Below are 15,328 nucleotides of genomic sequence, written 5' to 3' on the forward strand. Positions count from 1 at the left end.
ACGTCCCATTCATTCACGTTTCTTTCTATCTAAAAGCACTGAAAGTGATGAATTGAAGACAGAAAAGCGTGGAGCACGCCAGCGTATGCCTACCCTCGTTCAAAATACAAAAAGAATTTATTTCCCAAAAGGGCGATCATACCAATCAGACATAGCATGCCCCCTGATAAGATCATCTGCATCCCTGCTGTTTCATTGCCGCTGACTAGTATCAGCAAGCGTGATGCATAGGGTGCGAGCGTGACCCCTAAATTGTAAGCAACGATCGAGACGATCGTGCCAAACTTAGCTTCTGCTTCACCACCAGTCGTCAGCAAGTGGGTGAAAAAAGGCATGATGCTGCGAAAGGCAAAGCCTAATAATAAAGAACAACCCAAGAGTAGCCCCACTGTCTGCAATGGATAAGTCAAATAGATGCTGCTTCCTGCAAGCAATGCCGCAATGGGCAGCAACCAGCGATGTAGGCGACTGTATATCAAGCCAAAGGCATTGCCGGCGATAAATGCTCCCGTCGCAATGGCGGCGATCATGTTACTGCCTTCAGTGGCGTCCCCGATTCCTTTTTCCAATAACAATGGTGTGATCTGTAAATTGTAATTAATAAATAAGACAACGATTAGAAACAAGAGCACACCCAGAACGAATGATCGCTGTTTCCGTTCTTTTGAAACCGTGACGTTCGCCAATAACGTCTCATTAGTCACAGCCTGTGTTTCGTTTGGAATAAACAGCTGGACAAAGAAGAGACTGATCAGGGCAAAGCCATAAACCAAGAAGGACATTTCCCAACTGATTTTCACTAGCTGCCCAACCAGCAAAGTCATAAAGATACCACCTAAACCACCGACGGCACTTTCTAATCCAAGAGCTTTGGCTTTCTTTTGCGGCTCATTTTGAAACAGCAAACTAATCATTTGAATCGCCAAACGATTGAATAAGCCGATCCCGAAGCCAAGAATCCCTCGAGAAAGAAACAAGACGGGAAAGCTCCCCTGATACCATGCCGGCAGCGTGCCAAAAACCGCCACAATGACCAAGCCGGTGACCATCGTGTATTTTTTGCCGATCCTTTTTTCGATCATGCTGGTAGTAAAAATCCCCAGTAAAAGAAACAATGATGGAATCGTGGTCAGTAACCCAATGTAGACCGCATCAACTTCTGGAAAGCTTGCCGCAATCGCTGGGACATTGGCAGAAATCGCCGGTGCCGAATAGACAACCATTGCCACCGACAGCAGTGCCAACAACTTCATAGAAAAAAATTTCATAAATACCCCTTTCCTTAAAAACACCTTTTCTTCCTTGTCTCTGAACCCAATAGTCCAAGATGACAAAGTGATCCTTTCACTACCTTATTATTCGCTAGATTGTCCTCGTTGACCAATGCTTAACGCGCTTGGGCTTTATGCTTGAAAAGCATTGGTCTTCTGTATTCTACTAGGTTTCTATGGCGATTGCTGGAACTCATTTATGTTTGTCTAAAAAAAGAAACCTTGCAGTATGTTTTCTGCAAGGTTTCCTTCTTTTCATAAATCGACTGTAACTACTCAGAATGCTTTAGTGAATTGATTGCTTTAACTGTTCCATAACGTCTTTCGTAATTGTCTCAACGGTGATACCAAGTTCAGATAAAACGTCCGCTGCCCGGTAATTATCATAAAATTTCTTTTCTAAGCCATAGTTTTTGACGACAATCTCACGATCACCCAGGTAGCTGGCAATCATTTGTCCATAGCCACCCTCTCGTATGCCATCTTCCAACGTGACAACGAGTTTGTGCGATCGTGCCACAGCATCCAACAACTCTTTGTCGACCCCTGAAATAAACTTAGGATTGATCACCGTTGGCGTAATTCCATGTTGCATTTTCAATTGTTCTGCGATCTCTTCCGCTAGCGCATAAAAGTTCCCAACACCGACGATGGCTACCTGCGTGCCAGCTTGAGTCACTTCATTTTTTTGATCACTGTAGTCAGTAGAGACTGTCACTGCCATTTCGTTGACAGGTCCAACCGGTACCCGGATCGCAACTGGTGAGCTGGTTTGTTCCAGCGACCAATCCAACATTGCCAGATATTCTTCTTTAGAGGTTGGCGCAAGATAAATAAGGTTGGGAATATGTGCCAAAAATGGAATATCAAAAATTCCCAAATGGCTCTCGTCATTCATGCCGTAAATCGATGCACCATATACCAGAATCGTTCCAGGCAGATGATTTAAGGCCAAATCATGGGAAATTTGATCAAAACTACGTTGCATAAAGGTAGAAAAAACGGCCCAGACAGGTTTTGCTCCATTTTTTGCTAACCCAGCAACCATCGATACCGCATGTTCTTCTGCAATACCTACATCTACAAATTGTTTGCCTGCTTTTTCTCTTTGTTCCGGAGAAAAAAGCAGCATCGGTGTACCAGCGTTTACTGCCACGACTTTAGGATCTGACGCCATTTTTTCTAATAAATAATCCGTCGTTAAGCTATTGTACGTTACTTGATTGCCGCCAATAGAAATATATTCGCCGGTTTCTAAATGAAAGGGACCGCCTGCATGAAACTTTTCACGATTTTCTTCCGCAAACTTGAAGCCTTTGCCTTTGATCGTATGAATGTGTAATAAAACAGGATGATCAACATCTTTCACTTTTTCAAATAAAGCGATCAGTGCAGCGAGGTCATTTCCTTCATCTAAATAGTGGTACTCAAAACCAATCGCTTTGAACAGATTGTCTGCTACTTGCCCCTTTGTTTCCCGCAATGCCCGCAAATTCTGATACATCCCCCCATGGTTTTCTGCGATCGATTGGTCATTGTCATTGAGGATCACGATGGTATTGGTGCCTAATTCCACGATATTGTTCAAGCCTTCAAACGCTAACCCGCCTGATAGAGAACCATCACCAATCACGGCAACGACGTTATACGTTTCATTTTTTAGGTCACGGGCTTTCGCCACACCATTTGCCAACGAAACTGAGGTGGAGGTATGACCGACCGTAAAGAGATCGTGCTCGCTTTCTTTCGGATTCGTGTAACCAGAAACCGCACCATACTGCGCAGCATCAAGAAAGGCATGGGCGCGTCCCGTCAACATTTTATGGATATAGGTCTGATGGGACACATCAAAAATCAGCTTATCTGTGGGGGAATCAAAGACTTTATGCAACGCAATCGTCATCTCAACCATCCCCAGATTGGGGCCATTGTGCCCCCCATGGTGACTGATTTTTTCCAATAAAGCAGTTCGTGCTTCTACTACCAGTTCTTGAAGTTGCCCACTGGTCAATTCTTTTAACTCTTTGGGGCTTTTGATTTTTTCTAATAACATGTACGTACCTCCTGTAGAAATGTTTGAATGGTTCGTGTGTTTACTCACAAGGAAAAAGACACGAAATCGAAATGAGTGGATCGTTCTCTAGAATGAAAAACGTGGCCATCGGAGCTAGACGCTCTTTTTAGAATTCCTGTCAAACCGAGAAATAGCAAGTTATCCTAAAGGGAAATCGTGATTTTTCTGAGTTTCAACAATCGCTGCTCATTTCTTCTATCTAAAAAGATACCACCTAGAGTTGACTTTAGGTCAAGCACTTTTTGTGAATTTATTCTATTTTGATCCTATCTTTACTGCGTGCCCGCCATAATGATACAAAAAAAAGATAAGAAGCGCTTGCTTCTTATCTCGGATTTTACTTGTTCAATGGTCATTCTTAAGAAACCTAAATTTTTTCATTGACCACTTATTCTTCTTTCTCTAAGCCAACAAGCACTCGCTGTTTACGGTTCGATTCTTCTGCAACAAAGTTTAAAACTGTTTTCAATTCGCTAGGCGTTGCCTTTTTCTGTAAGATCGAGAAGTTTCGATGATATTTTATCATGATTGTTTCTACTTTTTCTTTCTCAGTCATTGAGCTTCTCCTCCAATTCTTCCTTTGTGTATGTTAATGGCAAAGCGAACGATACATTGTCAACTGCCATCAACGTATGAGAATGGCGATTTTGAAAATCTTTTATAAAAATATTAACGGTCACATTTTCTTTATACAATTCCTTCATTTTAATCAAGTTATATCTTGATTGAAAAAAAGCATTTATAAAATGTTCTTTAGGAACAAAGCGTCCTTCTATTTTTTCACGTTGCTTCGTATAATTCCAAGCAATAAAAGGATCTTGATAGATATAATAGATAAGCACATCATAATTCTTTTTTAAGCATCGCGCAATATTTTGATCAGCTTTTTTAGTGGGTGAAACAAGAATCATTTATTGCGAGAAGTAAGATGGCAAAAATTTCTGTTAATGAACTATACGCAAAAAAACAGACTACATTTGTCATGCAGTCTGCTTTTCCAACTTTTTCTTAATTTAGTGTTTGTCCCACTGTTTTCCGAAAGATTGTTGTTGTGATTCGACATGTCCTCGATGGCCATATACAGGTATTTGATTCAATTGGTTTTCAATTACTTGAAACTCGGTATCTGTAAGCTGTACATCCCAAGCAGCTAGATTTTCCAAAATCCTGACTCGATTTTTTGATCCAGGAATCGGCACTGCATTCGGGTACTTGTGAAGCATCCACGCCAATGAAATTTGGGCATTTGTCGCCTGCTTTGCTTGAGCGACTTCTGCTAGCATATTTAAAATCGGTTGATTGGCTACGAGGTTTTCTTTAGCCAGCTGAGGGACGAATTTGCGAACATCATCCCCTTCAAAGGATGTATCTGGTGTGACTTTTCCAGATAAAAACCCACTAGCGATTGGTGAAAAAGGAACGACGGCGATCTCGTTCTCAAGACAATAGGGGAAAATCTCTCGCTCACAATCACGCTCAACCATTGAATAGAGATTTTGCACAGCACCAACGGGGGTAATCCCATGTGCTTTAGCAAGTGTCTCCACGGAAACTTGCGAGAGTCCCCATTCTCTGATCATACCTTCTTTGATCAATCGTCCCATCACATCAGCTATTTCTTCTAAAGAAAGCTGTTCATTGATTCGATGAAGATAATAAAGATCAACATAATCGGTGCGCAATTTTTCCATTGAAGCAATCAAATGGTTACGGATGGCTGTGTAAAGAGTTGTGCTTTCATTCACTTCTTTTTCGTCGAGATGATACTTGGTGGCAAGAACAACTTTGTTTCGAAAAGGCGACAGTGCTTTACCCACCAACTCCTCATTATGTCCAGAATAAAACATTTCTTTTCCATAAGCTTCTGCTGTATCAAAAAATGTACAGCCAAATTCGTAAGCTTTGTGAATAGATGCAATACTCTCTTTTTCTTCTGGCACCTTTCCATATCCGTGAGAAAACCCCATACACCCCATTCCGATTGGCGAAACTGCTAAACTTCTGATTTTTCTATTCTTCATATTACAATTCCCTCCTTCATCGATACCTTATGCACTCGTTAAGCTAGCTAAACTTTAGCATCTTCGAGTCACTCGAAGTCAAGGAGTTTCTAACAATCATTTTTCTTCCACCTTTTGTCTTTTTGAGGCTCTCAAATAGGAAGCTACTTTTCTCCACAAAATTATCTGTGCTATAATACGCGATATAAAAAGAAAATGATCTACAACAGTTTTTACTAATACGTTCAAACGACTTGCTTTACTACAGCAAATTATGAAAGGCGTGACCAACATTTACTCTATCAAAGAAGCAGCCACGATCACTGAATTGTCTGAACACACGATTCGCTATTATACCGATATGGGTTTGGTTCCTAGTTTGATCAGGGACAAAAACAACAGACGGGTTTTTAATCAGACTTCCATCAATTGGTTAACTGGTATCAAGAATTTGCGCGAAACAGGCATGTCTTTAGAAGCCATTAAGCATTATATTTCGCTTTGCCTCCTTGGCGATTCGACGATCAAAGAAAGAGCCGACATCATTCAATCGCAAAAAGAAAAAGCGCTCGTTAAACTTACAGAAGCGCAAAAACGAGTCGCTTATTTAGAAAAGAAAATCAATACCTATCAAGAGCTCATCAACCAGAAAACAGCTTCTAACGATCCATTGAATCCGGCAACTTGGGAGGAGGAAGCAGTATTGCGGAATAGAACTTGAATGAAGATATTTTACCAATGATTTGGATCAATAGACACTTAATTTTTTGATGATTATATTCGTATAGTGCTGAAATAGACTATTCATTACTAAAAAACTGCCATTAAACAGGATTCATTCCCTGCTTAATGGCAGTTTGCTTATTTCCGATACATCTTCAATTCCAAGAACAAATCGTTATAGATGCCAAGATACTCAGCACCTAAGTTTTCATAGACTTCGAGGTGTTCCATCAATTCATCGGATGGATAGAACTGTTCGTCTTCGGTGATCTCGTCAGGCAGTAATGCCATGGCTTCTTGGTTTGGTGTGGAATAGCCGATGTATTCTGCGTTTTGTGCAGCGTTCTCGGGTTCTAGCATAAAGTTCAAGAAGGCGTAAGCACCGGCTTCGTTTTGTGAGGTCTTAGGAATGACCATATTATCGAACCACAGGTTGGAACCTTCCGAAGGGATCACGTAATGAATGTGCTCGTTTTCGTACATCATGTCGGCTGCTTCCCCAGAAAATGTGACCGCAACCGATGCTTCTTCATTGGCCATGTACATCTTGATTTCATCTGCGACGATGGCTTTGATATTTGGGGTCATGGTCCGCAGCTTATTGAATGCCTCTTGCAGTTGATCATCGTCTTTGCTGTTAAGAGAATAGCCTAAGCTGTCCAAACCTAATCCCATTACTTCACGCGCGCCATCGATCAGCATGATGCTGTTTGCTAATTCGGGTTTCCAAAGATCGTCCCATTGGGTGATCTCACCTTCATCAAAGAATTTATCGTTATAGACGATCCCCAGTGTTCCCCAGAAATAAGGGATGGAATATTGATTGCCTGGATCAAAACTCAGGTCTAAAAAGCGAGGGTCGATATTGTCTAGCCCTTTGATTTTGCTGTGATCCAATGGTTTTAAAAGATTTTGTTCCATCATTTTCTCAATCATGTATTCACTCGGTATGGCGATGTCATAGGACGTACCGCCTTGTTGGATCTTCGTGAACATCGCTTCATTTGAGTCAAAGGTTTCATAATTGACTTTGTAGCCTGTCTCTTCTTCAAACTTACTGATCAAATCAGGGTCGATGTAGTCGCCCCAGTTGTAGATGTTGACGACCTCAGCGCCTGCCATACCAGAGGAGCGTTCCAATTGACGGACACCAAAGAGCAAGATCAGGACGATCGCAACAATACCGATAATCAGAGATTGTAGTCGTTTCATCGCAGATTTGCCACCTCCACACGGCGGTTTTTACGCAACTTTTTCGCGCCGTTTTCTTTACTGATAAAGTAATAGCCTACCACCAGGATCATGGAGAATAAGAAGACAAGTGTGCTTAATGCATTGATTTCTAAACTGATTCCTTGACGTGCTCTAGAATAGATCTCTACCGATAAGGTACTAAAGCCATTGCCTGTCACAAAGAATGTCACGGCAAAATCATCGAGTGAATAAGTAAAGGCCATGAAATAGCCGGCGATGATGCCCGGTGTCAAGAAAGGCAAAATGATATTTTTGATGACTTGAAAATTATTAGCGCCTAAATCACGGGCAGCATCGATCATTGAATCGTTCATCTCTTGCAATTTCGGCAAGACCATCAAGACCACGATCGGGATACTAAAGGCGATATGCGAAAGCAATACGCTGAAAAAGCCTAAGCTAAACCCACGGAACAAGTTGCCGATCATCGTGAAGAAAATCAAGAAGCTAGCACCAATGATGACATCTGGTGAAACCAACAAAATATTATTCAAACTCAACAATGCTGTTCTTGTTCGGCGTTTGCGGGTATAGTAGATGCCCATCGCACCAAATGTGCCGATGATCGTTGCCAGTAATGCTGATAAAAATGCCAGCATAAAGGTGTTCAACACGATGATCATCAAGCGGGTATCTTGAAAGACGGATTGGTAATGTTCAAAAGTGAAACCCATAAAAGCATTCATGGTGCCTCCTTCATTGAAGGAATAGAAAATCAAATAAAAGATCGGCACGTACAAAAGAATAAAGACGACGATCAGATAAAGATTCGACCAGCGAAATTTTTTCATTTACGTTGCCCTCCTTTTTTCTTTTCTCCCGTAAACAGCATCACGAGGAACATAGCGATGATCAAAATGACGCCGATGGTCGAACCCATGCCCCAGTTTTGGGTAACGAGAAAGTGCTGCTCGATCGCCGTACCAAGCGTGATTACGCGATTGCCCCCAATCAAACGGGTCAACATGAAGAGGGAGAGCGACGGAATGAAGACGGCTTGGACGCCGCTTTTTACACCGTTTAACGACAGAGGGAAAATCACTCGTCGAAACGTATCATAGCTGTTTGCCCCTAAATCGCGACTGGCACTGATCAAAGAGGGATTCATTTCTTCTAAGGCATTAAAAATCGGCATGATCATAAAGGGCAGTTCGATATAGACGGCAACCGTCAAAAAGCTAAAGTCGGTAAACAAAATCTGCTTTGGTCCAACACCCATGATTTCTAGAAAATTGTTGACACTACCGTGAATGCCGAAGATGCCAATAAACGCGTAGGCTTTTAACAATAAGTTGACCCACGTTGGTAAGATGATCAACAGCAGCCACAAATCTTTGTGACGCAGCTTAGTTAAGAAATAGGCTGTCGGGTAGCTGATCACTAAGGTAATCAAGGTGATCAAAAAGGCATACCAAACCGAGTTTAAGGTCATGATCAAATATTTGCCAGAACCTAAGTAGCTTTGATAATTGACCAGCGAAAAGTTGCCGTTCATATCAAAAAAGGATTGGTAGATGATCAATAAGACTGGTGCAATAACAAATAGCAATAACCAAAAGACATAGGGTATCGCATAAAAACGACGCATTTTCGTCATTTGCTTTCCCTCCTAATCTTCGTAGCTCTCTAAACGAGCATCAAAATCTTCTTCGGACTCATTGAAACGCATGACGTGGATGTCTTCTGGTTCAAAGGAAAGCCCGATCTTGCTTCCTTCAGTGGCTTTTCTTGTAGAGTGAACCATCCATTCGTTGCCTTGTTCGTCGTAACAAATGATTTCGTAATGCACGCCTCGGAACAATTGCGTGTCTACTTCAACGACCAGCTTGCCTTTTTCCGCCGTCGTCAAATTCAAATCTTCCGGACGGATCACGATCTCAACGGCTTCATTCGGCCGCATCCCGCCATCGACACATTCAAATTGCTTGCCGACAAACTCCACTAAGTTGTCTTCGATCATCGTGCCTGTGACGATGTTGCTTTCACCGACAAAATCCGCCACGAAATGGTTGATTGGTTCATCGTAGATATCCACTGGTGTTCCGCTTTGGACGATCTTCCCTTTGTTCATGACGAAAATCTCATCACTCATGGCCAACGCTTCTTCTTGGTCATGGGTGACAAAAATAAAGGTGATGCCTAGTCGCTGCTGCAATTCCCGCAGCTCGTATTGCATGTCAGTTCGCAATTTCAAGTCCAATGCGGACAATGGTTCATCAAGAAGCAATACTTTGGGTTCATTGACGATCGCTCGTGCGATTGCGACCCGTTGGCGTTGACCTCCTGACATTTCGCTGATTTCACGATTCTCATAACCAGGAAGTTGTACTAACCGTAACGCTTCTAAGACTTTTTTATTCACTTCATCTTTTGGTAATTTTTTGATTCGCAGACCAAATGCCACATTTTCAAAAACGTTCATATGTGGGAATAAGGCATAATCTTGAAAGACAGTATTCACTTGCCGTTGATTGGCAGGAACGTCATTAATTCTTTGTCCATCAAAATAAACGTCGCCTTCTGTTGCGTCCGAAAAACCCGCAATGATGCGTAAAATAGTTGTTTTTCCACAACCTGAAGGACCTAACAATGTATAAAAGCGACCTTCTTCAATATCAAAACTCACTTTTTTCAAAACTGTTTCATCATCATCAAATCGTTTCACCACATTGTTGAATGAAATTATTGTTTTTCCCACACTCTTTCCTCCTGTACTATAAATAAGAATCCGTCACGACTACGAGCACACGGCTTTTTTTGCCGGCGATATTTTTTAATTGATGCGGCTCAGTCGCCTGATAATAGATCGATTGGCCTTTACGAGCCTTGTACTGCGTTTCTCCTAACGACAACGCCACACTGCCCTCTAAGACATAGATAAATGTTTCTGCTAACGATGGTTCAAAGGTCTTGTATTCGCCGGCTTTATCAAAAGTCAGCAAGACTGGCTCCATTTCTTTTTCATTGGAATCGGGAATCAGCCATTTCAATTCATAGCCATTTTCTTCATCATAATAAAGCGTACTGTCTTCTTCGCGATAAACCACTTGATGCTGCGCATTTTCTTCTCGGAAAAATTCCTCTGGTGTCACGCCTAAAACTTCTAAGATCGTAAAAAAAGTTTCCATAGAAGGCGAACTCAAATCACGTTCCAACTGTGAGATATAGCCTTTCGTCAAATCGGTCCGCTCGCCTAATTCTTCTTGGGTCAAATTCTTTTGAACGCGCAAATTGCGCAGCTTCTCGCCAATCTCCATGTTCATTCCCCCTTTTATTGACACAACTGCAAGTAAAAAAGTTTGCTATAAGTAAACTTCATGTTTAATTTCACTTTTTCTAGTATACAAATAATTGCAAAAAACACAAGCCTTTTTTCTTCATTTCTTTGAATTCTTTTCTTCCTAATCAAAAAAAGGAGTGATGCTAAATGCTTGTGCTATAAAGGAAACGATTGGCGGTCCCGTCATTTTCGCTTTTCACAGGTTTAAAAGAACATCTTCTATTTTAACGAAGAAAAGGTAGATTTAATAATGATCTATTTTTACTGATTTTTTGATAAGAAGCCCTGCCTTTTCTTGCTTCACTGGTTAAAAAAATAAAACTTATGGTATTATGAGTACAAACCATCAAAGGAGTGTCTGAAATGACGAATTTCTCTACCTTTCGTGTCATGAATGAACCAAATTTTACTGCTTCACTCACAACTGCAACCCTTGACGAGCTGCCAGCAGGCGATGTGCTTGTCCGTGTTGATTACTCAGATGTTAATTACAAAGATGCCTTGGCAGCAAAAGAAAATGGCGGCGTGATCCGCACGTATCCGATGACGCCGGGAATCGATTTAGCAGGGGAAGTCGTGGACAGTCAGTCTGCTGATTTTGCCCCAGGCGATCAAGTTTTAGTGACTGGTTATGGCTTAGGGGTTTCTCACCCAGGCGGTTACAGTCAATTTCAACGGGTCCCAGCCGAGTGGCTCGTGAAACGTTCTGCTGGTTTTTCAGCGAAAGACAGTATGACCTATGGCACTGCTGGGTTTACAGCAGCTTTAGCGGTGCAAGAATTAGAGCAGCTGCACTTAGCAAAAGACGCTGCGATTTTGGTGACAGGTGCGAGCGGTGGCGTTGGCAGTGTCAGCATTGCTTTATTGAAAAAACTGGGCTATACAAATATAGTGGCGCTATCTCGGAAAACCGATGCGCAATGGTTGTTGGACCTAGGCGCAGCGAAAATCGTCCGTCCGGATGAAGTGGTACCCGAAAAGGTCAAACCATTAGCAAAACAATCGTTTGCAGCGGTCATCGATACTGTTGGCGGTCCATTGCTTGCGGCAGTGCTTCCGCAAATCGCTTATGGGGGCGGTGCCTTCTTATGCGGCAATGCTGGTGGGATCAAAATCGAAACGACTGTCTTACCCTTTATTTTGCGTGGGATTCGTGTAATTGGGATCGATTCAGTCAATGTTTCCCATGAGATCCGCACGGCATTATGGGAGAAATTAGCGGGTGAGTGGAATGTGATCGATCAGCTTTACACGAAAGCCATCACTTTGGAAGACTTACCAGAAACGTTGGCAGCTTTATTAGCTGGCACGCACCAAGGACGGACGATCGTTGAGGTGTCACAAGGGCAATGAGAATTTTGATTACGGCTGGCGGTACTTCCGAAAAAATCGATGATGTCCGTGCAATCACGAATCATTCCACGGGTTCACTTGGTCAAGCGATTGCCAAGGAATGGCTGCGGTACCCTGAGGTGACCATCGATTACGTTACGACGAAAACTGCCAAGCAACCGCCTACCGATCCACGAGTTACCTGTCATTTCATTGAAGGGACCACGGACTTGTTGGGGCAATTGACCGATTTATTGACGACCCATTCGTATGCTGCCGTGATCCACAGTATGGCAGTTAGTGATTTTACCCCTGCTGCTCATTTTTCAGAAGCAGCCTTTTATGAAGCAATCAACGATGCCCTACCGACTTATGACAACCAGGTCACTCCGGCATTGATGGCACACGTGCTCGCACAATCTGAAGCAACGGCAGGCAAAGTTTCTTCCAATACGGATCATTTGTTTTTAGTGTTGAAGAAAACCCCGAAAGTGATCCAAACCATCAAAGCATTACAGCCGACAACCTTATTAGTCGGATTCAAATTATTAGTAGCCGTAGCGGAAGACGAGTTGTTCGCGGTCGCACGAAAAAGTTTGCTGGCTAGCCAAGCGGATTATGTGTTGGCCAACGACTTGACGCAAATTTCAGGAAACCAGCATGTTGGCCACCTTTTGACACAAGAAGGACAAATCGGGACTGGTCGCACAAAAGCTGAGATCGCAACCTTGATCGTTGACACATTACGCAATGACCTGCGTGCTTAGCTAGATGTTTTTTTAGAAAAGGAGAAAGAATCATGAAACAAAAACACGTTCTGCTTGGCGTCAGCGGCAGTATCTCTGCATACAAAGCAGCCGACCTGACCAATGAATTAACCAAAAAGGGCTATGCAGTGGATGTCTTAATGACTCAAAATAGCACACAATTTATTACGCCTTTGACTCTACAGTCATTATCCAAACGCCCGATCCATGTAGATGTTATGCAAGAACGTCAACCAGATCGGATCAATCATATTGAACTAGCCAAACAAGCCGATCTTTTCTTGCTCGCCCCAGCCAGTGCCAACAGTATTGGCAAGCTGGCGCATGGGATAGCCGATGATTTGATCTCAACAGTTGCCTTAGCGTTGCCGTTATCCGTGCCCCGCTTGATTGCGCCAGCCATGAATACCGTCATGTACGAAAACCCGATTGTTCAAAGAAATTTGGGGATTTTGAAAGAAGTCGGCTTCCAAGAGATTGAACCCCGTGAAGCGTTACTGGCTTGCGGTGATTTCGGCAGAGGCGCATTAGCAGCAACAGAAACGATTCTTGAAAAAGCATTGACTGCTTTGGAAGTACGGAGTGTCTAACAATGAAAAAAATATCAACTTTTGAACTTGTCTTAACAGCTTTCTTTTTAGGAATCTTGATTCTTTTAGCATCGGTTCCCTTTCTTGGGTTTATTCCCTTAGGACCAATCAATGCGACAACGATGCACATTCCTGTGATCATCGCTTCCATTGTATTAGGCCCTCGGATCGGCGGCTTTTTAGGCGGCGCCTTTGGGATCATCAGTATGGTGCGTTCGACCTGGATCATCACCCCGCTTTCTTTTGTCTTCTCCCCTTTCGTACCGATTTATGGGAGTGATCAAGGAAGTTGGAAAGCGATCCTCGTAGCGCTGATTCCCCGTATTTTGATTGGTGTCGTTCCTTACTTTGTTTATAAAGGCTGTCAAAAAATCTGGAAAAACAAACAGCAAAGTCTTTCGCTACTGATTGCTGGTGTTGCCGGAGGTTTGACGAATACGATTCTGGTAATGAACTTGATCTACTTCTTGTTCCAGCAAGAATATGCGGAGGTTGTGGGAAAAGCCGGCAATGCTGTTTACGCAGCGATTTTGGGTGTGATCTTCGCCCAAGGCGTGCCTGAAGCCATTGTAGCGGGAATCGCCACGATGGCAGTTGGAACCGTTCTTTTGCGCTTAGTCATGAACCGCAAAAAAAATCGAATCTAAAAAATAGCGACCGCCTAAAGTTAGCTTTTTGGCTAACTTAGGCGGTCGCTTCCCTTTTGAGTGACTCATAAACTTTGTGTCATCTGGAGTGCTTCGACAAGCTCTTGATACTGCTCTTGGGTCAAATACTCTTCATAAAATGTCAGATAATCATCGATATCTGCTTGGGTCAAATAAGGCAGCTCTTGCTTGATTTGCAGTAGCAGTTCCTCGAACTCCTCATCCGTCAGCATATAAGAAGACCAATCATCGGCTTCATCATAGCTATCCCAGTACTCATCATCATAATCATTCTCATACCCATCGTCATAGCTGTCATCCCAGCCATAATCATAGGGAGAAAACAATTCTTCTGGGTCAATCAATTCTTCCGCTGTGGGGATCGCAACGGCAGTATCACTTTTCTTTCCTGTAAAAGTCACCGTAGCTCCGATAGTCGTTTGCAGCTCATCCGCTTGCACGAAGTGAAAAGCCATTTTCTGCTGATTTGTTTTCGTATTGACGGTCATAGCTAAGTCAAACTGCTCGACTTCTTCCAGCATCGTTTCTAATTCGGCGACTTGCTTTTGATCGGCACCGTGTTCTTGGGCATAGGTTGCATAATCTGCCAATTCTTCTTTGGTAAACGTATGGCTGATCGTATCTCCATCTCTTTTGAAAGCATCCGGTTCGAAGGTTTTCAAATAGTCTGCAAACGTCTCATTATGAAAAAGACTGTTCATGGTAAAGAGGTTTTCAGGCGCTTTTTCTGCTTCGGTCGTCCCCTCGCCGTCCTCTGCAAAAGTTCCTTCGCCAAAGTAAGAATCTAAGGTTTCTTGATCGATGCGCAGGTATTTGCCTTCATATTCCGCAGCGTCTGGTTTTGTCCCATAACTGTCACTACCAAATGCGCTGATATACCCTTGCAGTGTTTCATAGATTTCAGCTGACACATACGCTTCTTGTTTTTCTGGATCGACGATCAGCTTGATCGGCAGCTCCTGCCCCCCAAAAGCGACTGCCAGATTGAGTAAAATCGCTTTGGTTTCTTTGTCTTGCACGAAGTCCCCTTTAAATGACGAGCCAACTAACTGTGACATCAACATAGAGGCATACCTATCGGCTTCTTGACCGTATTCGCTGCTGCTGCCTATCTCAAAGGTATCGATCGTCGCTTGGAATTCACCAGCATTCGCTGCTTGCTGATTCGTCAACTGTTCGGCAAACTGTTCTTGCGGTAATTTCGTACAACCGCCGAAAAGAAAGGCGAACCCAACAAACAAAATGACGCTTCCCCACTTTTTCATCCTGCTCACTCCTTTTCTTTTATTGTACCGAAGACTGCGAAAGCTTACAATCCTAAGCTCTTTTTTATCAGCTCTCATGAAAAAAAGATTGCCCCGCGGGACAA

General features: G+C 42.9%; 16 protein-coding genes. 5 read left to right on the forward strand and 11 right to left on the reverse strand.

Annotated elements, in window-relative coordinates:
* Positions 1-89: 89 nt before the first annotated feature.
* From IGJ42_RS12835 to IGJ42_RS12855, 5 genes are all read right to left on the reverse strand, one after another.
* A complete protein-coding gene (locus IGJ42_RS12835) occupies positions 90-1,268 on the reverse strand; it encodes an MFS transporter (protein ID WP_034872112.1) in 1,179 nt (392 codons plus the stop codon).
* Between the two features lie 289 nt (positions 1,269-1,557).
* A complete protein-coding gene (locus IGJ42_RS12840) occupies positions 1,558-3,324 on the reverse strand; it encodes a 1-deoxy-D-xylulose-5-phosphate synthase (RefSeq protein ID WP_430615693.1) in 1,767 nt (588 codons plus the stop codon).
* Positions 3,325-3,733: 409 nt separating this feature from the next.
* On the reverse strand, positions 3,734-3,901 hold the full coding sequence (locus tag IGJ42_RS12845) for a hypothetical protein (RefSeq protein ID WP_005234163.1): 168 nt from the start codon (positions 3,899-3,901) through the stop codon (positions 3,734-3,736).
* A complete protein-coding gene (locus tag IGJ42_RS12850) occupies positions 3,894-4,187 on the reverse strand; it encodes a zeta toxin family protein (protein WP_231472762.1) in 294 nt (97 codons plus the stop codon). The genes IGJ42_RS12845 and IGJ42_RS12850 overlap by 8 nt, the downstream gene beginning before the upstream one ends.
* A 171-nt stretch (positions 4,188-4,358) precedes the next feature.
* Complete coding sequence (locus IGJ42_RS12855; RefSeq protein WP_430615696.1) at positions 4,359-5,366, reverse strand: aldo/keto reductase; 1,008 nt, start codon at positions 5,364-5,366, stop codon at positions 4,359-4,361.
* Positions 5,367-5,619: 253 nt separating this feature from the next.
* Between IGJ42_RS12855 and IGJ42_RS12860 the strand changes: the two genes are divergently transcribed.
* Positions 5,620-6,066 carry a MerR family transcriptional regulator gene (locus IGJ42_RS12860; protein WP_430615698.1) on the forward strand — a complete coding sequence of 149 codons (447 nt, stop codon included), beginning with the start codon at positions 5,620-5,622 and terminating at the stop codon, positions 6,064-6,066.
* A 140-nt stretch (positions 6,067-6,206) separates the two neighbouring features.
* Here IGJ42_RS12860 and IGJ42_RS12865 read toward each other — a convergent pair whose 3' ends face one another.
* From IGJ42_RS12865 to IGJ42_RS12885, 5 genes are read right to left on the reverse strand one after another with little or no spacing between them, the layout of a single operon-like run.
* Positions 6,207-7,280, reverse strand: coding sequence for an ABC transporter substrate-binding protein (locus tag IGJ42_RS12865; protein WP_077451915.1), 1,074 nt, complete (start codon positions 7,278-7,280; stop codon positions 6,207-6,209).
* A complete protein-coding gene (locus IGJ42_RS12870) occupies positions 7,277-8,113 on the reverse strand; it encodes an ABC transporter permease (RefSeq protein WP_430615701.1) in 837 nt (278 codons plus the stop codon). Before IGJ42_RS12870 ends, IGJ42_RS12865 begins: the two co-directional genes overlap by 4 nt.
* Positions 8,110-8,919: an ABC transporter permease gene (locus tag IGJ42_RS12875; protein WP_005234157.1), complete on the reverse strand. Its 810-nt coding sequence runs from the start codon at positions 8,917-8,919 to the stop codon at positions 8,110-8,112. The genes IGJ42_RS12870 and IGJ42_RS12875 overlap by 4 nt, the downstream gene beginning before the upstream one ends.
* A gap of 12 nt (positions 8,920-8,931) precedes the next feature.
* Positions 8,932-10,020, reverse strand: a complete 1,089-nt coding sequence (locus tag IGJ42_RS12880; RefSeq protein WP_005228533.1) for an ABC transporter ATP-binding protein — start codon at positions 10,018-10,020, stop codon at positions 8,932-8,934.
* A 16-nt stretch (positions 10,021-10,036) separates the two neighbouring features.
* On the reverse strand, positions 10,037-10,579 hold the full coding sequence (locus IGJ42_RS12885; protein ID WP_008380724.1) for a helix-turn-helix domain-containing protein: 543 nt from the start codon (positions 10,577-10,579) through the stop codon (positions 10,037-10,039).
* Between the two features lie 386 nt (positions 10,580-10,965).
* On the opposite strand from IGJ42_RS12885, the gene IGJ42_RS12890 reads away from it, so the two are divergent.
* Genes IGJ42_RS12890 through IGJ42_RS12905 form a run of 4 tightly spaced genes read left to right on the forward strand, consistent with a single transcriptional unit; the run spans position 10,966 to position 13,938 of the window.
* Complete coding sequence (locus tag IGJ42_RS12890; protein WP_430615703.1) at positions 10,966-11,955, forward strand: acryloyl-CoA reductase; 990 nt, start codon at positions 10,966-10,968, stop codon at positions 11,953-11,955.
* Complete coding sequence (gene coaB / locus IGJ42_RS12895; RefSeq protein ID WP_430615705.1) at positions 11,952-12,701, forward strand: phosphopantothenate--cysteine ligase; 750 nt, start codon at positions 11,952-11,954, stop codon at positions 12,699-12,701. The genes IGJ42_RS12890 and coaB overlap by 4 nt, the downstream gene beginning before the upstream one ends.
* A gap of 32 nt (positions 12,702-12,733) precedes the next feature.
* The gene (gene coaC / locus IGJ42_RS12900) at positions 12,734-13,291 is read left to right on the forward strand and encodes a phosphopantothenoylcysteine decarboxylase (protein ID WP_005228528.1); all 558 of its coding nucleotides are present in this window, start codon (positions 12,734-12,736) and stop codon (positions 13,289-13,291) included.
* A 2-nt stretch (positions 13,292-13,293) separates the two neighbouring features.
* Positions 13,294-13,938 (forward strand): ECF transporter S component, encoded by a 645-nt coding sequence (locus tag IGJ42_RS12905; RefSeq protein WP_005228527.1) that lies wholly within the window; start codon positions 13,294-13,296, stop codon positions 13,936-13,938.
* A gap of 65 nt (positions 13,939-14,003) precedes the next feature.
* Here the strand turns inward: IGJ42_RS12905 and IGJ42_RS12910 are convergent, their stop codons facing one another.
* Complete coding sequence (locus IGJ42_RS12910; protein WP_430615707.1) at positions 14,004-15,224, reverse strand: hypothetical protein; 1,221 nt, start codon at positions 15,222-15,224, stop codon at positions 14,004-14,006.
* Between the last annotated feature and the right edge of the window lie 104 nt (positions 15,225-15,328).

This window comes from Enterococcus sp. DIV1067f (assembly GCF_050543505.1).
In the GTDB taxonomy this organism is placed as follows: domain Bacteria; phylum Bacillota; class Bacilli; order Lactobacillales; family Enterococcaceae; genus Enterococcus_D; species Enterococcus_D entomosocium.